This window comes from Kitasatospora sp. NPDC059577 (assembly GCF_042735475.1).
Classification (GTDB): domain Bacteria; phylum Actinomycetota; class Actinomycetes; order Streptomycetales; family Streptomycetaceae; genus Kitasatospora.
In genome coordinates this window covers 1-19,567 of the sequence record NZ_JBHWBZ010000091.1, presented here as the reverse complement: position 1 = coordinate 19,567, position 19,567 = coordinate 1, and the positions used below count along the sequence as shown (strand labels likewise).

Annotated in this window: 15 protein-coding genes and 2 pseudogenes; 6 read left to right on the top strand and 11 right to left on the bottom strand. The window is 73.7% G+C overall.

What is annotated here, in order from left to right:
- The 8 genes from ACFV0O_RS39195 to eccD form a co-directional block, all read right to left on the bottom strand.
- Window positions 1-300: a hypothetical protein gene (locus ACFV0O_RS39195; protein WP_360263567.1), complete on the bottom strand. Its 300-nt coding sequence runs from the start codon at window positions 298-300 to the stop codon at window positions 1-3.
- A complete protein-coding gene (locus tag ACFV0O_RS39190; protein WP_360263570.1) occupies window positions 293-760 on the bottom strand; it encodes a YbaB/EbfC family nucleoid-associated protein in 468 nt (155 codons plus the stop codon). The genes ACFV0O_RS39195 and ACFV0O_RS39190 overlap by 8 nt, the downstream gene beginning before the upstream one ends.
- A gap of 85 nt (window positions 761-845) precedes the next feature.
- The gene (locus tag ACFV0O_RS39185) at window positions 846-3,158 is read right to left on the bottom strand and encodes a hypothetical protein (RefSeq protein ID WP_380349201.1); all 2,313 of its coding nucleotides are present in this window, start codon (window positions 3,156-3,158) and stop codon (window positions 846-848) included.
- 37 nt (window positions 3,159-3,195) lie between these two features.
- Window positions 3,196-3,606, bottom strand: coding sequence for a hypothetical protein (locus tag ACFV0O_RS39180; protein ID WP_380349199.1), 411 nt, complete (start codon window positions 3,604-3,606; stop codon window positions 3,196-3,198).
- The gene (locus tag ACFV0O_RS39175; RefSeq protein WP_380349197.1) at window positions 3,606-3,893 is read right to left on the bottom strand and encodes a hypothetical protein; all 288 of its coding nucleotides are present in this window, start codon (window positions 3,891-3,893) and stop codon (window positions 3,606-3,608) included. The genes ACFV0O_RS39180 and ACFV0O_RS39175 overlap by 1 nt, the downstream gene beginning before the upstream one ends.
- 54 nt (window positions 3,894-3,947) lie before the next feature.
- Window positions 3,948-4,283 carry a hypothetical protein gene (locus ACFV0O_RS39170; RefSeq protein WP_380349195.1) on the bottom strand — a complete coding sequence of 112 codons (336 nt, stop codon included), beginning with the start codon at window positions 4,281-4,283 and terminating at the stop codon, window positions 3,948-3,950.
- A 78-nt stretch (window positions 4,284-4,361) separates the two neighbouring features.
- Window positions 4,362-5,816, bottom strand: a complete 1,455-nt coding sequence (gene eccB / locus ACFV0O_RS39165) for a type VII secretion protein EccB (protein WP_380349193.1) — start codon at window positions 5,814-5,816, stop codon at window positions 4,362-4,364.
- Between the two features lie 68 nt (window positions 5,817-5,884).
- The gene (eccD, locus tag ACFV0O_RS39160; protein WP_380349191.1) at window positions 5,885-7,276 is read right to left on the bottom strand and encodes a type VII secretion integral membrane protein EccD; all 1,392 of its coding nucleotides are present in this window, start codon (window positions 7,274-7,276) and stop codon (window positions 5,885-5,887) included.
- Window positions 7,277-7,543: 267 nt separating this feature from the next.
- On the opposite strand from eccD, the gene eccCa reads away from it, so the two are divergent.
- From eccCa to ACFV0O_RS39145, 3 genes are all read left to right on the top strand, one after another.
- On the top strand, window positions 7,544-11,479 hold the full coding sequence (gene eccCa / locus ACFV0O_RS39155) for a type VII secretion protein EccCa (RefSeq protein ID WP_380349204.1): 3,936 nt from the start codon (window positions 7,544-7,546) through the stop codon (window positions 11,477-11,479).
- Window positions 11,476-14,478 carry a hypothetical protein gene (locus ACFV0O_RS39150; protein ID WP_380349189.1) on the top strand — a complete coding sequence of 1,001 codons (3,003 nt, stop codon included), beginning with the start codon at window positions 11,476-11,478 and terminating at the stop codon, window positions 14,476-14,478. The genes eccCa and ACFV0O_RS39150 overlap by 4 nt, the downstream gene beginning before the upstream one ends.
- Before the next feature lie 213 nt (window positions 14,479-14,691).
- A complete protein-coding gene (locus tag ACFV0O_RS39145; protein ID WP_360263590.1) occupies window positions 14,692-15,057 on the top strand; it encodes a hypothetical protein in 366 nt (121 codons plus the stop codon).
- 178 nt (window positions 15,058-15,235) lie between these two features.
- Here ACFV0O_RS39145 and ACFV0O_RS39140 read toward each other — a convergent pair whose 3' ends face one another.
- Together ACFV0O_RS39140 and ACFV0O_RS39135 are read right to left on the bottom strand one after the other, a co-directional pair.
- Window positions 15,236-15,805: a DinB family protein gene (locus ACFV0O_RS39140; protein ID WP_380349186.1), complete on the bottom strand. Its 570-nt coding sequence runs from the start codon at window positions 15,803-15,805 to the stop codon at window positions 15,236-15,238.
- 196 nt (window positions 15,806-16,001) lie between these two features.
- Window positions 16,002-16,202, bottom strand: a pseudogene (locus ACFV0O_RS39135) (IS630 family transposase); the annotation flags it as partial.
- Window positions 16,203-16,375: 173 nt separating this feature from the next.
- Here ACFV0O_RS39135 and ACFV0O_RS39130 point away from each other — a divergent pair.
- The gene (locus ACFV0O_RS39130) at window positions 16,376-17,458 is read left to right on the top strand and encodes a sugar ABC transporter substrate-binding protein (protein ID WP_380349184.1); all 1,083 of its coding nucleotides are present in this window, start codon (window positions 16,376-16,378) and stop codon (window positions 17,456-17,458) included.
- Between the two features lie 211 nt (window positions 17,459-17,669).
- The gene (locus ACFV0O_RS39125; RefSeq protein WP_380349182.1) at window positions 17,670-17,939 is read left to right on the top strand and encodes a hypothetical protein; all 270 of its coding nucleotides are present in this window, start codon (window positions 17,670-17,672) and stop codon (window positions 17,937-17,939) included.
- On the opposite strand, the pseudogene ACFV0O_RS39120 reads toward ACFV0O_RS39125, so the two are convergent.
- Window positions 17,905-18,392 (bottom strand): annotated as a pseudogene (locus ACFV0O_RS39120) (transposase); the annotation flags it as partial. The gene ACFV0O_RS39125 and the pseudogene ACFV0O_RS39120 overlap by 35 nt on opposite strands.
- Window positions 18,393-18,843: 451 nt before the next feature.
- Here ACFV0O_RS39120 and cyaB point away from each other — a divergent pair.
- Complete coding sequence (gene cyaB, locus ACFV0O_RS39115; RefSeq protein WP_380349180.1) at window positions 18,844-19,422, top strand: class IV adenylate cyclase; 579 nt, start codon at window positions 18,844-18,846, stop codon at window positions 19,420-19,422.
- Window positions 19,423-19,567: the final 145 nt, after the last annotated feature.

The following is a 19,567-nucleotide window of genomic DNA, read 5'->3' as shown; positions in this document are numbered from 1 at the left end:
TCAGACCAGGCCGAGGTTGTGCTCGTCGGCGGCGTCGAAGAGGTCGGCCGTGCCCTGGCCGTGCGCGGACATCGCCTTCAGCTTGTTACGGATCTGCGTGGTCAGCCCGGTCAGGTCCGCGGTGGGCTTGTCGATCTTCTCGTGGTACTGCTTGCCGATGTCGTCGCCGCCGCCGGCCTTGACGTTCTTGGTGTTGATGTCCACGATCTCCGTGTTGATCTTCTCGACGAGGGCGGCCACGTCGTCGAAGTTGGTGAACGCCGCCTTGAGGCCCTCGTCCTTGCGCAGCGTGTTAGCCATTGAACTCCTCCTGCTTGCGGGACTTGGCCGTCCGGTCGGCGCCGGGGCGCATCGCGGTGAGCGGGGCGAGCAGCGCGTCCAGGTCCAGTCCGCCGCCGGCTCCGAACAGGTCCTCGTCGCCGCGATCGCCGGTGAAGCCCAGCCGCAGGCTCTCGCCGACGCCCTCGAAGGTGCGCATCTCGGCGGTGATCCGGTCGCCCATCCGGGCCTTGGCCTCGTTGAGCACGTCCTTCAGCACGGTGCTCAGCTCGGCCGGGGCCATGGACTGGTAGGCGGTGGTGTGGAAGGTCAGCGCGAGCAGTTCGCCCTGGGGGCCGACCTTCGCGGTGACCATCCGGTCCTTGCTCCTGGCCTCGGCGGTCATCGCCTGCATCTTGCGCGTCGACTCGGCCAGCCTCTCCTTCTGCTCCTCCAACGAGGCCATGGCCTGGTTCAGTTGGTCCTCGAACGAGTACGACATGCCTTTTCCGTTCTTTCCCGGGGCGGCGTCCCTCTCCTGGGACGCCGCCCCCCTGCTGGTGGGCTGCTGGTGGGCCGTGTGCCGCTCAGCGGCCGATCACGCCGTTGACCGCACCGGTCTCGGTGCCCCAGACCTCTTCGTCCTCGGCGAGCCAGGTGGTGCGCTGACGGTCCTTCTCGCCCTGGCCGCCCATGCCGCCGCCCATGCCGCCGCCCATCGGCGGCATCATCGGCATGCCGCCGCCGCTGGTGGACATCGACCGGCCGCGCATCGCGGCCTGCTCCTCGGCGGCCATCGCGGAGGCCTTCTGCAGCGCGGCCTTCTCCGCGGCCGCCGACTCGGCGGCCGCGGCGGCGGCCGTCTTGCCGCCCGGGGCCAGCCCGCCGCTGTTCTCGATGGCCTGCGGGCTCAGCCCGCCGCCGGAGCCGACCAGCTTGGGCATCGAGCCGCCGCCGGACGGGGTGCCCCCGGAGCCGCCGACTCCCCCGCCGGAGCCGAAGAGGCCGGCGTAGGAACCCAGGCCGCCGCTGCCGGAGGCCGAGCCTGCGCCCGACGTCGAGCCGGAGCCGTAGTCGCCGAAGGAGGAGCCGAGGTCCAGGTTCCAGTCGGACCCGGTGGACGGCGGACGGATGCCGCCGCCGCTGCCGGTCCCGCCGCCGCCACTGCCGCCGCTGCCGACCATCGCGTCGATGGCGTGCTGCCGGTCGGTGTAGCGCTGGGAGATGTCGGAGATCGGGCGGCCGGTGGAGTCGAGCAGGGTGCCGTCCCCGGCGATGGAGCCGCCCTTGGGCACCACCACGGGGTTGCCGTCGCGGTCCAGCACGTCCTTGTCGTCGGGGCCGACCACCGTCCCGTCGTCGCGGATCTTGGAGCCCTTGGGCACCTTGGCGTTCTGCCCGTAGATGCCGCCGCCGGTGCCGGGCGGGACGTCCGAGCCCGGCGGGACGATCACCGGCTTGTGGTTCTTGTCGAGCACCTTCTGGCCGTTGGCGTCGTAGACCTGGCCGTCCTTGCCGATGTAGCCGCCGGGGGGCAGCAGCACCGGCTTCTTGTTGGCGTCGAGGACGGGCTTGTGGTCCTTGTCGAGGATCGGCGTGCCCGCGCCGTCGCCCCCGATGCCGGCGCCGCCGCCACCGCCGCCACCGGCCCCGATGACCGGGGGCGGCGGCGGCAGGTGGGTCTTGGAGCTGCCGCCCTTGCCGTCGCCGCCCTTGCCGCCGCCGGCGCCGCCCGACAGGTCGAACTTGCTGCCGCCACCGCCGCCACCGCCGCCGGCGCCGTCACCCAGGCCGAGGTCGCCGCCCTTGCCGTCACCGCCCTTGCCGCCGCCGGCACCGCCCTTGCCGTCACCACCGGTGCCGTCGCCCGCCCCCGGGCCGGGGGGCGCCGCGGTGGGCAGGTCCAGGCTGATGTTGACGTAGCCGCGGCCGAAGTCCGCGACCAGCGTGGAGTAGGAGGTGGCCAGGGCGTCCGTCGGATCCGTCCCGGTGCCGTACATGCCCTTCCGCGCGTCGAGGTACATGACGACGTTGGACAGCCAGATCTCCTTCGCCTTCTTCTCCAGGGCGACGTAGAAGGCGTCCTGGGTGGCGTCGCCGAGCGTCTTGGAGGGGATGGACGTCACTTGGCCGTTGGCGTCGAACACCGGCCTCTGGCCGTCCATCTCCTCCGCCAGCGCCCAGTAGATGGCGTGGGAGGGCCACAGATCCCCGGAGTCCCACCAATCCTTGTGGACGGTGTAGAGGCCGTTGACCGTCTTCGGTATCTGGTCGGCTGCCGCCTCCAGGTCCGCCGGGTGCTTCACCGTGTCCAGCTGGAGTCGCATGGTCTCCATCTCCAGCGCGTACCGCTTGAGCAGCATCTTGAACTCGCCGGCCGCGTCGCCCTGCCAGTTGCTGTCCGGGCCGTCGATCAGGTCGGCCCACTTCTTCGTCCGCGGGTACCAGGTGTCCAGCCAGGTGCCCACGTCCCGCAGGCCCTGCGCGGCGACCCGCAGGCTCCGGGGGTCGACCGTGCCGTTGCCGCCGCCGCCCGCCAGCGGCCCGAGGATCCCCTCGTGCTGGTGGATGAACTGGGACAGCGGCTTGTCCGCGTCGTTGCCCCAGTCCGTGTAGTTGACCGGGATCCCGATCAGGACAAAGTGGTTGACACTGTTGAAGGTGTAGTTCCACGCCCACCACACGTCGGGCTTGCTCTCGCCCGTCTTGGCCGTGTCCGCACGCCCGGTGTCCTTTGTTGTGCCGAAGTAGAAGTTGGCGCCGGACGTACCCTTCTGGACCTGGTCCGGCCTGATCCAGGACTTGGCCCCGGCGGGCAGCTCCGCGACCTTGCTCCTGTCGACGATCTTCTGGTCCGGGCCCGCGAAGAACGCGAGCACCTGCTCCCAGGTCCCGGCCATCAGTGCCCCCACATGCCTTGTACGGTCAACTACTGTGTTACTTGCCCGACTTGGGCGGAGCGGCGCCCGACACCTTGGTGAGGACCTCCATCATCTCGGCTGCCGTCATGGCTTCCTCGTGGGCCTCGTCCATGATGGTCAGCGTCAGCTGGATCTTCACCTGGGCCTGGCGCATCTGGGCCTTGAGGGTGCCGAGGTCGGTGGCCAGGCCGGTGGCCAGGTTCTTGAAGTCGAGGACGACCGAGTCCGCGAAGAACAGCCTGTTGCCCACCAGCAGCGAGTTGCCCGTGTCGTCCAGCATCCCCGCGTAGCGCTGCATCACGTTGTAGCCGGAGTTCTTGTTCAGGTCGTCCAGGAGGGCACCGATCTCCGTGTTCGCGAAGTACTGGAGGTCGTCCTTGTGGACGCTGAGCGTGTGCTCGTAGTTGGGCTCCGTGGGGGTGCCCATCAGCCGATGCCGGCGGCGGCGCGCTTGTCGGCGTCGCGCAGCAGGCCGTGCATGGTGCGCAGGACCTCGGCGCCCTTGACGATGTCGTCGTTCATGGTGCCGTTCTGGGTGGCGAGCACCTGGTAGAAGGCGTGGGCGGCGGTGGCGAGGTCACCGCTCAGCTGGGCCTCGGCGGTCTTGATGGCCGCCATGCAGTTGTCCATGGCGGTGTGCATGCCCTGGCCGGCCTGGGTCAGGGCGTCGGCGGCCTCGTCGATGTTGGCGTGGTTGAGCATGATGTTGGCCATCGGGGGTCCTCTCGGTGGGGTCGTCGGGTGGGGCGGGCGTGGCGGGGGGCGGGGTCAGGGGTTGAGGCCGTTGTAGATGTCGGCGGAGGCGCCGCCCCAGTTGGCACCGACGCCCGCGGCCTCGTCGTGGGCGGTGTTGACCTGGCCGTGCCCGGCGCTGAAGCTGCCGTGGAAGGTCTGGTAGGCGTTCTTGAGCTGCTGGTAGCGGTGCTGCCAGTCCTGGATCTTCCCCTGGTACTGGGTGCTGCAGGCGGCCTTGAAGTGCTGCTGGACCTCGCTGTTGACGTTCTCGACCTCCGTGCCGGCGCGCGTCATCGCGTCCATGTGGCTCTCCAGGGTCGCCAGGATGCCGCGGACGACCGCGTCGTCTGTCTGCAGGTTGGGGGCCATCGGGTGGTTCCTTTCGTCGGCCCGGGCTTGAGGATGCCGGGTTCATTTCAGGTCAACGGCGCCGTGTCGGCGGCGGGTTCACCGCGGGCAGGCGGGTGCGGGGGCGGCGGGCGCGGGGGTGGCGGGGGTGCCGGTGAGGGCGGCCGGGTCGAGGCTGGGGCCGGTGGGCAGCAGGGTCAGCAGTGCCTCGGGGATGCCCGGCGGGGCGGCGTCGCCGTAGCCGAGCTGCTTGGCGACGGCGGGTGAGGGCAGCGGGTACTTCACCCCGTTGTCGGTGACCAGGTAGAGGGTCGCGCCGGTGCCGGCGGTGGACAGGGCACGGACCAGGGCGCCGCCGCCGGGGCGCACCGCGATGGTGTCGGCGGTGGCGCAGGGCGCCTCGACGCCGGGCTGGGCGGTGGGGGCGGAGCCCTGCAGGGCGGTGTCGTCGACGAGGGTGACGGCGGTGGTGGGCCCGGGGTCGCCGGGGCGCAGTTCGGCGCAGACGTCGCGGCCCTGGGGGGCGGTCAGGAGTTCGGGCACGGTGGTGGGCAGGGCGGTGGCGGCGGTGGCGGCGGGTGCGGGGGGTGCGCTGTGGGCGGCGAGGTCGGCGGCGCCCACGTCGGCGGGGGTGACGGCGGCGTTCTGGTAGGCGCTCTGCTGGGTGCGCAGGTCGTTGCGCAGCAGTTCGAAGGCCATCGGGGTGAGCGGGGTGAGTCCGGCGGGGGTGAGGAGGTAGTGGTCGCCGTTGGGGCCGGTGAAGAGTTGTCCGATGCGGGTGGGGTGGGTGGCGAGGTCGGGGCCGGGGGTGCCGCGCTGGTCGAGGTCGGGGGCGGCGAGGTCGGGGCCGGCGGGCAGGGCGTTGAGGAAGGCCTGGGGGACGGGCTGGGCGGTGGCGGCGCTCTGGCCGAGGGCCTGGCGGGCGCCGTTGCGGGTGTCCAGGCGCAGGCGGCGGCCGTGCCACAGGAGGTGGGTGGTGCCGTCGGGGGCGGTGACCAGGAGGGCCTGGTTGTCGGTGAGGGCGGTGCCGCGGGTGGCGGGGTCGACGGCGAGGGCCAGGTGCGGGCGGCGGTCGCCGGAGGGGCTGGGGCGCAGGGCGGCGCAGGCGAGCCAGGGAGCGGTGGTGAGCCGGCCGGGTTCGGGCAGGCCGTCGGGGGCGCCGAGGAGGCCGAGGGGGGTGCCGCGCGGGGTGTCGGCGAGGGAGTGGGTGCTGACCTGGTCGACGGTGAGCTGGTCGCCGGCGAGCAGGCGGGCGGTGGTCTCGTTGAGCAGGGGGTGCAGGGTGCCGTCGAGGTAGAGGTAGCGGGCGCCGCTCTCCTTGACCAGGACGAGGGTGCCGGGTTTCTTCCAGCCGGTGGCGCCGCCGGGGACGAGGACGCCGTAGACGGTGGCGCCCAGGCAGGCGAGGACGGCGAGGACGGTGCCGGTGACGATGCCGCGGGAGGTGCGTCCGGTGGGGGCGTCGGGGGCGTCGGGTTCGCCGCGGAGCATGCCGGTGGCGAGACGGCCCATCACGAACAGGTGGGCCTGCACCTGGTCGCGCTTCGACTGCATGGCGTGGTTCTCCTCGGGGGCGGGGCGGGGCGTGGGGCCGGCGGGGCGCGGTCGGGTGGCGGCGGGGTTCAGCCGGCGATGGCGCGCAGCCCGTGGTAGGTGCCGGCGGCGGCGAGGGCGAGCGGGAGGACCGTGACGGCGGCGAGGGTGTGCAGGAGGTCGGCGGCGCGGCCCCAGTAGGGCAGCAGGCGCCGGCCGGGGACGGTCCAGGAGACGGCGGCCAGGACGGCGGCGGTGGCGAGCAGGGCGGCGAGCAGGCCCAGGCGGGCGGCGGTGGACTGGCCAGCGGCGAGGTGGGCGGTGAGCAGGGCGGGGCCCAGGGCGCCGGGGACGAGGACGGCCAGGCGCTGGGGGATGCTGCCGATGCCGCGGGAGTGCAGCAGGAGCAGGAGGGCGAGGGCGCAGGTCAGGGCGGTGGGGGCCCAGCCGTCCTGGCCGGTGAGGGTGACCAGGGCGAGGGCGAGGACGGGGGCGAGGGTGAGGTGGAAGGCCGTCAGGAAGTCGTCGGCGACGGCACTGCGGGAGCGCACGGAGGCGGCGGGGACGGCTTCGATGCCTTCCTGGAGTTCCTCGGCGTTGCGGGGCAGGGCGGGCAGGCGCATGCCGGACAGGCGGAAGCTCAGGCCGGGCAGGAAGGAGGCGGCGGCGACGGGCAGGACGGCGAGGACGGCGGCGGTGGCGGGTGCGGTGAGGCCGGCGAGGAGCAGGGCGCCGGCGGTGGTGACCTGCAGGGCGAGCAGGACCAGGCCGAGGAAGAGCGGGGCGGAGCAGCCGACGGCGGCCATGGCGAGGACGGCGGCTCCGGCGCCGGCACAGCCGCCGGCGAGGAGGCGGGCTCCGGTGGCGGAGGGTCCGGTGCCGGTGGTGAGGAGGGCGCCGGCGAGGGCGAGGTAGGGCACGGCGGTGGTGCCGAGGGCGGTGCCGGCGCCGGCGTCGCCGACGGCGCGGGAGGCGCTGAGGGCGCCGAGGAGCAGGAACAGGCCGGTGATGGCGGCGGCGCCGGCGCGCAGGTGGGGCGGGCCGGGCAGGAGGAGGAGGGCGAGGCCGCCGGCGAGGGCGGTGACGGCCAGGGCGAGGGCGACGTGGTGGGTGAGGGCGGGGCGCCAGGTGTCGGGGCGTTCGCGCATGCCGGTGGCGACGCCGTCGGCGAGGTCGTCGTAGTGGACTTCGGGCAGGGGGTCGCGGCGCGGGCGCAGGTGGAGGTCCTCGCCGTCGTGCAGGCCGAGGGCGTCGGCGCCGAGTTCTTCGTCCAGGGGTGGTTCGCCGAGGCGTTGGAGGATCCAGCCGTCGTGTTCGGCGCCCTGTTCGTCGAGGTCGTCGCCGGCGTGGGCGAGGACGGCCGGCAGCAGGTCGGCCAGTGGCACGTCGGCGGGGACCGCGAGGTCGAACACCGCGTCGGGTGCGTGGAACCTCAGTCGGCACAGTCCGGCGACTGCGGTCCCGTTGGCGCTCCCGTTCAAGGCTCTCCTCACGTCCGTACGGCCTGGGCCGTCCCGCCCGGCGGGGCGGTCTCCCTCACCCTGGGCCACGGGCCGCGGGGGCTGCGGGGTTCACCGGCGGGTGGCGGGTTCCGTACGGCGGGTGAACCCGGGGCGGGGCGCCGTCCGTGGTCCTGGGCGGACGGCGCCCCGGACCGCGGGGGCTTCGCGGCCGTCCCCCCTGGTGCGAGGAGCCGTTCGTTGAGTGTGGTGCTGGTCGACCGTCCGCCCCGGCGCCCCGGTCCGGCGATGCCCGACGGCGAGATCCAGTTGCAGGAGCCGCCGGTGCTGCCGGAGGCGCAGAGCGGCATGTCGAGCATGATCTCGATGGCGCCGATGGCGCTGAGCTCGCTGTCGATGGTGTTCATGTTCCTGCGTCCCGGTGACGGTGGCGGGATGCTCGGCTACGTGGCGATGGGCATGATGGGCCTGTCGGCGGTGGGCATGCTGGTGACGTCGCTGATCCGCGGTTCCAGTGACCGCAAGCGGGAGTTGCGGGCCGAGCGGCGGGACTACCTGCGGTACCTGTCGCAGATGCGCCGTCAGGTGCGCGGGCACATCGTGCGCCAGCAGGAGGCGCTGGCGTGGCGGCACCCGGCGCCGGGGGCGGCGGCGTCGCTGGTGCGGACCTCGCGGCTGTGGGAGCGGCGCGCCGCGCACCCGGACTTCGGTGACGTGCGGGTCGGGGTGGGGCACCAGCGGCTGGCGGTGCGGCTGGCGCCGCTGTCGACGAAGCCGGTGGAGGACCTGGAGCCGTTGTGCGCGCACGCGCTGCGGCGGTTCATCCACGCCTACGGCACGGTCGCGGACCAGCCGATCGCGGTGTACGTGCGCGGGTACGCCCAGGTGCTGGTGCGCGGTGACGACCGGGAGGCGGCGCGGGCGCTGACGCGGGCGATGCTGGCGCAGCTGGCGCTGTTCCACGCGCCGGACGAGCTGCGGATCGCGGTGGTGACGGACGCGGAGCACCGGGAGCAGTGGGAGTGGGCGAAGTGGCTGCCGCACGCGCTGCACCCGGTGGACACCGACGCGCTGGGGCCGGTGCGGCTGGTGGCGGGGTCGACGGCGGAGCTGGAGCAGCTGCTGGGGGCGGAGTTCGCGGGGCGCGGGCCGTGGGAGCCGGAGGCGCAGCCGGGCCGGGACGAGCCGTTCACGGTGATCGTGCTGGACGGTCCGCAGGCCGGTGCGGGCAGCCGGGCGGCGCTGGCGGGGTGGCGCAACGCGGTGCTGCTGGACCTGGGTGACGCGTTGGAGTGGAAGCCGTTGCGGCACCGGTTGCGGCTGCGGATCGAGGAGGGCCGGCTGGCGATGGTCGGCGCGGACCGCAACCACCGTGACGAGGTGACGGAGCTGGGGCGGCCGGACGCGTTGTCGCTGCCGGCGGCGCGGCGGCTGGCCTCGCTGATGGCGCCGTACCGGCTCGGGGACCGGGTGGAGGCCGGGGAGCCGCTGGCGGGCGATTTCGACCTGGCGTCGCTGCTGGGCATCCGGGACCTGCACCGGCACGACGTGGTGCAGAGCTGGGCGCGGCGCGGGATCGCGGACCGGCTGCGGGTGCCGCTGGGGATCGCGGCGGACGGCACGCCGGTGGAACTGGACATCAAGGAGTCGGCGCAGGGCGGCATGGGTCCGCACGGGATGCTGATCGGGGCGACCGGGTCGGGCAAGTCGGAGCTGCTGCGCACGCTGGTGCTGGCGCTGGCGCTGACGCACTCCTCGGAGGTGCTGAACTTCGTGCTGGTCGACTTCAAGGGCGGTGCGACGTTCCTGGGGCTGGACCGGCTGCCGCACACCTCGGCGGTGATCACCAACCTGGCCGACGAGGCGGCGCTGGTGGACCGGATGCGGGACGCGCTGCACGGTGAGCTGGTGCGCCGTCAGGAGCTGCTGCGGGCGGCGGGCAACTACAGTTCGCTGCTGGACTACGAGACCGCGCGGGCGGGCGGGGCCGATCTGGAGCCGCTGCCGACGCTGTTCGTGGTGGTCGACGAGTTCTCCGAACTGCTGGCCGCGCACCGGGACTTCATGGAGCTGTTCATCATGATCGGCCGGCTGGGCCGGTCGCTGGGCGTGCACCTGCTGCTGGCCTCGCAGCGGCTGGACGAGGGCCGGATGCACGCGCTGGAGTCGCACCTGTCGTACCGGGTGGGGTTGCGGACGTTCTCGGCGATGGAGAGCCGGGGCGTGCTGGGGGTGCCGGACGCGTACCACCTGCCGTCGCAGCCCGGCAACGGGTTCCTGCGCAGCGACATCGCCACGCTGACCCGGTTCAAGGCCGCGTACGTCTCCGGCCCCTACCGGGCGCCGCGGCCCGCGGCCGTGCGCCGGCAGGCCGCGGCCGGGCAGGTCGCCGCGTACGGCACCGGGTACGTGGCGCCGCGTCAGCCCGTGCTGGTCCTGGAGGAGCCGGAGGTGGAGGAGGAGCAGGAGAGCGGCAGCCTGCTCGGCATCGCGGCCGGGATGCTGCTGGACGCGGGGCCGCCGGCGCACCAGGTGTGGCTGCCGCCGCTGGGGGTGCCGCCCACCCTGGACCAGTTGCTGCCGCCGCTGGCGCCGCACCCGGAGCACGGGCTGACCACGGAGGGCGCGGCGGGCCGCGGCACGCTGAGCGTTCCGGTCGGTGTCGTCGACCGGCCCTTCCAGCAGGTGCGCGACCTGCTCACCGCCGACCTGTCGGGAGCGGACGGCCACGTGGGGATCGCGGGTGGTCCGCAGAGCGGCAAGTCCACCCTGCTGCGCGCCCTGATGACGGCGCTCGCGCTCACCCACACCCCGCGCGAAGTGCAGTTCTACTGCCTGGACTTCGGCGGCGGGACGCTGTCCTCGCTGCGCGGGCTGCCGCACGTGGGCGGGGTCACCGGGCGGCACGACCCGGAACGGGTGGTGCGCACGGTCGCGGAGGTCAACGCGATCCTCGCGCGGCGCGAGCAGCGCTTCGCCGAGCTCGGCATCGACTCGGTGTCGGCGTTCCGGCGGATGCTGGCGGCCGGTGAGCTGCCGCAGGAGGCGCACGGCGACGTCTTCCTGGTCGTCGACGGCTGGAACACCGTGCGCCAGGAGTTCGCCGACCTCGCGCCGGCGCTGACCCTGATCGCCCAGCGCGGCCTCAACTACGGCATCCACCTGATCGTGGGCACCACCCGCTGGGGCGAGGTCACCGGCGCGCTGCGCGACCTGCTGGGCACCCGCTTCGAGCTGCGCCTGGGCGACCCGGTCGACTCCGCGATCGGCATGCGCGTCGCGGGGACGGTGCCCAAGATCCCCGGCCGCGGCCTGACCGTGGACGAACTGCACTTCCTCACCGCGCTGCCCCGGATGGACGGCAACGGCAGCACCGACGACCTCGGCGACGGGGTCGCGGACCTGGTCGACGCCGTCGCCGAGCACTGGACGGGGCCGCGCGCGCCCGAGGTCCGGATGCTGCCGCTGCAGCTGCCCGCCGCCGCGCTGCCCGCGCCCGAGGGCCGGCTGCGCGTCCCGCTGGGCCTGCAGGACGTGTCGATGGACACGCTGTGGCACGACTTCGAGGAGACGCCGCACCTGGTGGTGGTCGGTGACAGCGAGTCGGGCAAGACGAACCTGCTGAAGCTGGTCGCGGCCGGCATCACCGGCGCCTACCGGCCCGACGAGGCACGCATCATGCTGGTCGACTACCGCCGGGTACTGCAGGGCGCGGTGCCGCAGGAGTACCGGCTCGGGCACGCGGTCGCCGTGGACGTGCTGCGCCAGATCGTCGACGGCGCGGCGCGGGCGATGGCCAACCGGCTGCCCGGCGCGGACATCCCGCCCGAGCGGCTGCGGCTGCGGGACTGGTGGGAGGGCCCCGAACTGTTCATCCTGGTCGACGACTACGAGCTGGTCGCCGGCTCCCCCGGCGGGATGGCCGCCCACCCGTTCGCGCCGCTGCTGGACTACCTGGCGCAGGGCGCCGAACTGGGCCTGCACCTGATCGTGGCGCGCAGCGCCAACGGCATCGGGCGGGCCTCCTCGGACCAGCTGCTGCGCAAGCTGGAGGAGGTCAACACCCCGGCGGTGCTGCTGTCCTGCCCGCCGAGCGAAGGCTTCCTGTTCGGCAACACCAAGCCCCGGGCGTTCCCGCCCGGACGGGCCCTGCACATCACCCGGCGGCGCACCGTCCAGGTGCAGACCGCCGTCGTCGACGACACCGAAGGGGCGCAGCAGTGAGCGCCGGGACCGCGCCGGTGCGGCGCTGGCTGACCCGTCACCGCGACGTCCCCGCCGCCCCGGCGGTGCTGCACCAGGCGGGCCCGCACTTCGTCATCGCGCCCGGACCGGCGGAGGGTGCGCCGGAGGGGGCGGCGGTGCTGCCCGCCGAACTCGCCGACGCGCTGGCCCTGCTGCCGGCCGTGGTCGGCACCGTGACGGTGCTGGCGGCGGCCGCCGACGCGCAGCCCGTCCTGCTCGCCGGCCTGGACGAACTGGCACGCACCGCGGCCGCCCGCCGGGCCGCCACCCTGGTCCTCGCCGCCTCCGGGCTGGCCGCCGACCAGGCGGACGGGCGGCGCCCCGCCCAGCGGATCGCCGAACTCGCCGCCACCAGCATCGTCGCTCCCGACGGCGTCGTCACCCTGCGGCCCGACGGGACCCTGCTGACCGGCGGCGCCGAGGACGGCGAACCGTCCTCCTGGTGGCTGTGCACCCCGGCCGGGCGCACCCGCCGGCTCGGGCCGGTGTGGCCGCTGCCGGAGACGGCGGCGGCCGCGGCGGCGGCGGCTGCTGCTGCTGCTGCGGCCCGGGCTCGGGCGGTGGACCCAGCGGGCACGGCAGTGCCGGTCGCGACCGGCCCGGTGCCCGCCGCCGTCCCCTCCCCCGACCCGATGTCCCTGCCCGACTTGATGTCCCTGCCCGCACCGACGGCCTTGCCCGCACCGACCGCAGGCACGGCCGTGCCGGTCGCGACGGGCCCGGTGCCCGCCGCCGTCCCCTCCCCCGCACCGGTTCCCGCACCTGCACCGACGGCCCTGCCCGACCCGATGTCCCTGCCCGCCCCGACCGCAGGCACGGCCGTGCCGGTAGCGACCGGCCCGGTGATCCCTCAGACGCCACCACCCACCCCCTCCCCCGTGGCGGGCGGCGACCGCGACCCGTTCGACGGGGACCCGCTGGTAACCGTGCTGCCGCGCGGCTACTGGTTCCGCGACGAGCCCGCCCCCGACGTCCGGCCCGGCCTGCTGGCCCGCGCCACGGCGACGCCGGGCACCCTGGTCCTGGTGGTCGGTCACCCCGGTGCGCCGCTGCCCGCAGCCGCCGGCATCGCCGAGCGGCTGCGCCGCGTCCGCCCGGCCCCGGACGAACTACTGGTCAGCGCGCCCTGGGCGCCCACCACGGCCCTCGTCGCCCTGGCCGCCGCCCTCGCGGCCGAGCTGGGCCGCGACGTGCGGGCCGCCGTCGGGCTGCCGATGCGCACCGGGGACGGCTGCTCCGCCCGGGTCCTGGCCTCCGACGGCATCCCCGGCTGGGAGCCGTGGCTGACCGAGCTGACCGCTTCCCCCGGCCGCGGCCGCGTCGTCGCCTCGGCCTGGCGTCCCCTGCCCGACGGCACCACGTCCTGCGGCCCCGCGCTCTACCGCGCGCCGGTGGCCGGCTGGCGTCTGGAGGCGGTCCCGGCCGGCCTGTGGCTGCGCCCGGAGGACCCGCCACTGGACCACGGCCCGCGGCTGCTCGACCCCGACCCGGCCCGTCCGGTGCTCATCGCAGGCGTGGCCGACCGTACGGTGCCGGCGGAGGTGCTGGCCGCCCTGAACGGCCTGCTGACGGCGCTCACCGTCCCGGGCGCGGCAGTACCGGGGCTGCTCCTGAACGCGGGCCCCGCACTGGAGACCGCCCACCCGGCCGAGCCCGGCCGAGCGCCGCTCCCCGACGCACCGGACACCGACCCCGGCTTCCCCGACCCGCCCACCTGGGCAGCCACCTCCGCCGGCCCCGACACCACGACCGGCACACAGGAACCCGCTCCCGCCCGTACACCGCTCCCCGACGCACCGGACCCGGACGACACCGACGCCCCCGGACAGGACACCGACCCCACCACCGACCCCGGCTTCCCCGACCCGCCCACCTGGGCAGCCACCTCCGCCGGCCCCGACACCACGACCGGCACACAGGAACCCACCCCCGCCCGTACACCGCTCCCCGACGCACCGGACACCGAGCCCGAACCGGCCCCCGAACCGGCACCGGAGCCCGTGACCGAGCCGGCGACGGCACCCGTCGATCCGGGCGCCCGACCCGCCGCCGTGGAACCCGCCGTCACCGAACCCGTCGCCGTCTCCGTGGACCCCACGGCCGGGCCGGACCGCGACGGCGACATCCGCAACGGCAACGGCAACGGCGTCAGCGGCACCGACGCCGGCGACAGCCCGGCCGAGGTCCCCGCCGTATCCCGGCTCATCGCGCCGGACGGCGCGTTCGCCGTCGGCCGTCCGTCCACCGCCGCGGAACGGGCGGCGTTCCGGGCCCTGCTGGGCCCGCACTTCCACCGCTACGCCAGCCGCGCCGAGCAGGTCGCCCTGCGGTTGCCGGCGCTGCGTTCGCAGGCCCGCGACGACCTGAAGGACGACCTCGCAGCGGTCTACCTGCACCACGCGGACACCGGACTCCCCGCGTCCCGGGCCGAGTTGGTGGCGGCGGCCCGCCGGCCCGGCGGCCCCGGGGCGCTGGACCCGTACCTGGCGTGTCTGGGTTCCGGGTTGCGCCGGCTGCCCAATCACCGGGGCCCCGTGCTGCTGGGCGCCGACGTGGACGAGGAGGTGCTGCGGCACTACGTGCGGGACGCGCTGCTGACGGAGCCCGCACCGCTGGTCGGGACTCCGGAGGCCGATCTCGTTCCGGGGACGTCGGCGGAGTTCCTGGTGTGGTCGGCCACCGGCCGCCGGACGTCCGTGATCGCCGAGGACGGGGACCCGGAGGTGGTCTTCCCGCCGGGCTCGCGTTTCCTCGTCCTGGACGTCCTGCCCGGTGCCGAGGAGCGTCCGGCCCGGGTGCTGATGCGCGAAGCGGACGCCGTTCCGGCCGCGGACGGGGCGGCGGCGGAACGCAACCAGCAGGCCCGGGTCCGGCTGCTCGCCTGGCAGGCCCGCCGCGAGCTGCTGACGCCCGATCAGCTGCGCCCGCCGGCCCGTCCGGAGCGGCTGGGCCTGACGCCGGGAGTCGCCACCGGGTGAGACGCCGGGAGTCGCCACCGGGTGAGACGCCGGGGGTCGCCCCCGGGTGAGACGCCCCCCGGGGGGCGCGGGCCGAGGGCGCGGGGCGGCCCGGGGCAAGGCGGCGCGCCCCTGTCAGATGTCAGGGACCGCCGCCGCCCGCGCGTTCCTAGGCTGACGGGCACCGGTCCGGCCGATCGCCGGGCCCCGCACCAGCCAAGGGAGTACCACCCCATGCGCAGGATCACCCACGCCCTGGCCGCCCTCGGCCTCGCCACCGCCGCCCTGACCGCCCTGGGCACCGGCAGCGCCGGTGCCGCCGACGGCTCCTGGGCGGGCTGCCCGTCCGGCGCGGTCTGCATCTACCCGCAGAACCAGAACCCCGCCGTCTCCCCCACCGACATCTACTACAGCTACGGTGCCCACAACCTGAGCAACCAGTACGGCAACCACTGGGTGCTCAACAACCAGACCGGCGGCGCGCACGCGCACCTGTGCCGCGGCTCGGGCGGCGGCGACTGCGTCTACGACATCCCGGCCCAGAACGGCGTCTACTACGACCTGGGCCCGATCAACTCGATCACCCTGGACCGTCCCTGACGATCCGCCACCATGATCCGGGGGTGTCCGCCGCCCAGGGGGAGCGGCGGGCACCCCCGTCCCTCGTGCTGCCGCCCCCCCCGGCGGGATCTTCACGAACACAACGAGCGGACGCGGATTGCCCGCAGACCGGTTTTGCTGATTGCTGTGACCGAGAAGGTTCGCCGGGTCGGTGCGATCAGTCGGAGCGCGCTGCTTTCCATATCCACGAGGTTCGGCGGGGCAGGTCGTCCAGTTCCTGGCGGCCGGTGCACCAGAGGAGCACCTGGACGGGGTCTCCAGGAGGGGCGTCGGGGAACAGGCGACCGAGCACGGCCGCGCATAGCGGTGCGGGCGGCTGCCAGTCCACGGCCAGTCCCTGCGTGATGTCGTGTGTGTGCAGCAGGGCTTCGGCGACGCCCATTGCTGCGAAGCCCTCGGGATCACAGGGCCCCCAGTGCCAGGCCCGCAAGGTCGGACCGGCTGCGGCCAGTACGCAGCTGAGGAGGCGGCCGCAGGCGGTGACCGTCTGGAGTACCTCGGCCGGGGAGGCAGTGGGGCGGATGTTCAGGTCGAAGGGGAGGTAGGAGTCGGCGGGACGTGCTGCCACCTGCCCCGCGTAGGCCAGCAGGTCGTGCCCGATGTGCGCCGCCGTCTCCCAGCAGCTCCACTTCAGCGGACCTGCCGGCACCGTCCAGTCCTTGTCGGCATGCGGTCCGAGTACCTTCAGCAACTCGGCCAAGGCCGTGTCGACGTCCCGATGGTCCATGCGGAGCTCCTCGTGAGATTCGTGCTGTGCAAATGGGCTGTGCTCGTGGCGTCTTTCACGCCGCTTGGGTTCCGGGTCGCCCGCTACACCGGGTGCCCTTCTCGCTGCGGATGCGGGCTCGTTCCTTGCGCTGGGCCGCGCGGACGTCGGGATGGCGGGCGTTGGCATTGCGCCGGCGCGGGTAGGCGTGCAGCGCACGGTGGATCACCTCGCGCACGGTGTCCTCGTCCGCCTGGACCGGCTGGGCGATCACCGGCACCCGGTTCCCGCCGGCGGAGGCCGGCAGCATCATGGCCCACCGGTAGCGCACGGTATTCGCGCTGCCACGGCGCACGATCCGCTGCACCTGCCGGCCCTCCTGGTCCGTAAGCCTGCGGCCCCTGACCGGCTCTGCCACCGGCCTCGCTCCTCCGAGTCGAACGTCTCGCGGCATCCGACCGGCTCAAGACCTGCCGGCACCAACACGGTGGACCTTCTCGGTCACAGCATTATTGACGTCATGTCCGCGCCCGGGGTTGACTCCCCCCACCCCGCCGTGAAGCCGCGGCGACCGCAGGGAGAGGCACCGAATTGAACGCCGTACTGCGTCGCGTCCTCGTCTCCACCACCGGCCTCGCGCTGGCCCTGTCCATGACCGCCGCCTGTGGGAAGGCCGGCGGCGACAAGAAGGACTCCGCCGGCGCCGGTGACACCAAGTCCATCGGCCTGCTGCTGCCCGAGAACGCGTCCTCGACCCGCTACGAGTCCTTCGACCGCCCGTTCATCGAGGCCAAGGTCAAGGCCCTGTGCGCGGACTGCAAGGTGCTCTACAACAACGCGGAGGGCAGCGCCGCCAAGCAGAAGCAGCAGTTCGACACCCTGATCGCCCAGGGTGTCAAGGTCATCGTCCTGGACGCGTTCGACGCCAAGTCCACCGAGGGCTGGGTCAAGGAGGCCGCCGCCAAGGGCGTCAAGGTCGTCGCCTACGACCGGCTCGCCTCAGGCCCGGTCGCCGCCTACACCTCCTTCGACAACGAGAAGGTCGGCGAACTCCAGGGCCAGGCCCTGCTCGACGCGCTCGGCGCGCAGGCCGCCGACGCGAACATCGTCATGATCGACGGCGACGAGGCCGACCCCAACGCCGCCCAGTTCAAGTCCGGCGCGCACAAGGTCCTCGACGGCAAGGTCAAGAAGGTCGTCTACGAGCAGTCCGGCGAGTGGAACCCGACCGTCGCCGGGCAGAAGATCTCCGCCGCCGTCACCCAGCTCGGCAAGAACGGCTTCCAGGCCGTCTACTCCGCCAACGACGGCATGGCGGGCGCCATCATCACCCAGCTCAAGGGCGCGGGCATCAAGGTCCCCGTCGGCGGCCAGGACTCCGGCCTCGACGCCATCCAGCGGATCGTCAACGGCGACCAGGCGTACACCATCTACAAGGCGTACAAGCCGCTCGCCGAGACCGCCGCCGAGATCGCCGTCGACCTCCTCCGGGGCAAGGACGTCAAGTCCGTCGCCACCGCGAGCGTCGACAGCGCCACCGCCAAGAACGTCCCGGCCAAGCTGCTGGACGCCAAGGTCGTCACCAAGGACAACATCACCGCCACCGTCATCGCCGACGGCCTCTACAAGGCCGCCGACATCTGCACCGCCGACTACGCCGCCGGCCTCAAGTAGCCCCCACCCGCCGCATGAGGTAGCGGCACTCCTGCGGCTCGCGGTCGTCTGCAAGGCGATCACGTATGACCGCCTGGACGTGTCGTCGCTGGTCGTCATCACGAAAGCCGCTTCGGAGGTCGGTCAAGGTCACGACCCGACGCCAGTGCTGTGACCGGAGTGGTTCGCCGGGGGCGGCTGTGGCGCCGGGGGCGGGTGGGAGGATGCGGTCGTGGATCTGTCAGCAGGACTGCGCGAGTGGACTGATTCCGACTGGGCCGCGTTCCGTCTCGGCCAGTCGCTGGGAGTCTTCTCGGAGGAGGAAGCGTTCTCGAACGTCAAGTACATCTTCTGGGGCGTCAACCCGCTGGGGAACGCACTGCATCAGGTGCTGCTTCAGCTTGCTCAGGCAGGAGTGCTGGAGCAGAGCGAGTCAGAGGATCGGTTTCGGTGGTCGGGTCGTTTGCTCACTGACCCGCCCGAGCTGTCAGGCCTCGCTTGAGAGTGGTCCTCCGCCCCCAGCGGACGCCGTTCTCGCTGCGGATGCGCTCGTTCGCGGCGCTGGGCCGCGAGTGCGTCGGGATGCCGGGCGTTGGCGTTGCGCGAGCGCAGGTAGCGGTGCAGGGTGCGGGTCTGGACCGTGTGGTCGGGATGGTTGGAGTTGGCAGGGGTGAACTGCCGCAATGGTCCGAAGTGCGCCTCGATCGGGTTCGCCCGGGAGACGTTGGTCGGTGTGAAACAACAGGTGGACGTTGTTGTTCTCGGCCCAGCGGCGGATCTTCTTGCCGTTGTGCGCGGACAGGTTGTCCAGGATCACGCAGACCGGGGCGCCATCCGGTCGGGCAGCATGGGTCGAGCGGAGCGCGGCCAGGGTGTTCAAGGTGCCCTTGCGTCGGCGGTTGACGCCCCACAAGGTGTCGTCGCCGACGCAAGGGCAGCCGTGGAAGCTTCTTCTCGGAGCGGTCGACGCTGGCACGTCCGACCTTCTCGGCCTCCTGAGCCATCTGGAGTCTCACCACCAACCCGGGAACCAGGCACGGCAGTTCGCCGCAAGGGCACCGGCCCGCCTCCGCGCGGCAGAATCCGGCCCGGAATGTGGTGAGCACAGCAACCGGCTTGCGAACGAACGGAAGAGGGCCTGGCACGACACGCCGTCGAGCAGGACAACGTGCCGGGCCGCGCCACCGGCCCCAGCCGGACGCCGCAGCCCTCGCACCACCGCTCGCCAACCCGCCCGCTGCCCTCGGGCACCAGCCCAGGCCGGGGCTCCGGGCCACCCGCACCGGGGATTCGGACCCGGGCACCGAACCGGAGCCGGGGTCGAAGGCCACCGCCCGGCCCGCCGGGGCCCGGGGTGACGGTTGGATGGGCGGAGTCCCGCGCCCCCGACCGAAAGAGGAGTCTGCATGGCGATCGAGGCGGAACTCAAGGCCGTCGTACGCGATCCCGGACGCGTCCTCGCACGACTGGAGGAGCGGTACGGCTCCGGCCGAGCCGAGGTCTACCACGACACCTACTACGACGCGCCGGACGGCAGCCTGCTGGGCGGCGACCGCGAACTCCGGATCCGCACCGTCCACGGGCCCAACGGCACCCGCACGGTGCTCACGTACAAGGGTGCCCGGGTGGACGAGGCGTCCGGGTCGAAGTGGGAGGCGGAAACGCGGGTGGAGGACGCCGAGGCGACTCACCAGATCATCCGCGGCCTCGGGTTCACCCCGCGCATCCGGTTCGAGAAGCGGTGCCGCAACCACGCCTTCGAGCGCGACGGCCGGCGGTTCCTCGCCACGCTCGTCCGTGTCCCGGAACTCGACGTCCCGGGACTCGATGCGACGTTCATCGAGGTCGAGACCGCTGCGGCCGACCGGGACGGCCTCGGGGCGGCGCTCGATGCCGTGCGGGCGGTGCTGGCCGACCTCGGGGTCGGTGAGGAGGATCTGACCGCCGAGCTGTACACGGACGCGGTGGCCGCAGCCCGCACCTGACGGAAGATCCGATGGCCCACCTGATCCGGCTACCCCCGGGGTACGCGCTGCCGGTGGATTGGGCCGGGGCCCACTACCGCGCCCCACAAGGGGTGCCCCCCCACAGCCAACCCAGCACACCCCCCCCCCCCCGGCCCCCACCCGT

Bases quoted from the DNA above. Each gene is read 5' to 3' on its own strand.
- ACFV0O_RS39195 (WP_360263567.1), bottom strand. From the start codon at position 300: ATGGCTAACACGCTGCGCAAGGACGAGGGCCTCAAGGCGGCGTTCACC.
- ACFV0O_RS39190 (WP_360263570.1), bottom strand. From the start codon at position 760: ATGTCGTACTCGTTCGAGGACCAACTGAACCAGGCCATGGCCTCGTTG.
- ACFV0O_RS39185 (WP_380349201.1), bottom strand. From the start codon at position 3,158: ATGGCCGGGACCTGGGAGCAGGTGCTCGCGTTCTTCGCGGGCCCGGAC.
- ACFV0O_RS39180 (WP_380349199.1), bottom strand. From the start codon at position 3,606: ATGGGCACCCCCACGGAGCCCAACTACGAGCACACGCTCAGCGTCCAC.
- ACFV0O_RS39175 (WP_380349197.1), bottom strand. From the start codon at position 3,893: ATGGCCAACATCATGCTCAACCACGCCAACATCGACGAGGCCGCCGAC.
- ACFV0O_RS39170 (WP_380349195.1), bottom strand. From the start codon at position 4,283: ATGGCCCCCAACCTGCAGACAGACGACGCGGTCGTCCGCGGCATCCTG.
- eccB (WP_380349193.1), bottom strand. From the start codon at position 5,816: ATGCAGTCGAAGCGCGACCAGGTGCAGGCCCACCTGTTCGTGATGGGC.
- eccCa (WP_380349204.1), top strand. From the start codon at position 7,544: ATGCCCGACGGCGAGATCCAGTTGCAGGAGCCGCCGGTGCTGCCGGAG.
- ACFV0O_RS39145 (WP_360263590.1), top strand. From the start codon at position 14,692: ATGCGCAGGATCACCCACGCCCTGGCCGCCCTCGGCCTCGCCACCGCC.
- ACFV0O_RS39140 (WP_380349186.1), bottom strand. From the start codon at position 15,805: ATGGACCATCGGGACGTCGACACGGCCTTGGCCGAGTTGCTGAAGGTA.
- cyaB (WP_380349180.1), top strand. From the start codon at position 18,844: ATGGCGATCGAGGCGGAACTCAAGGCCGTCGTACGCGATCCCGGACGC.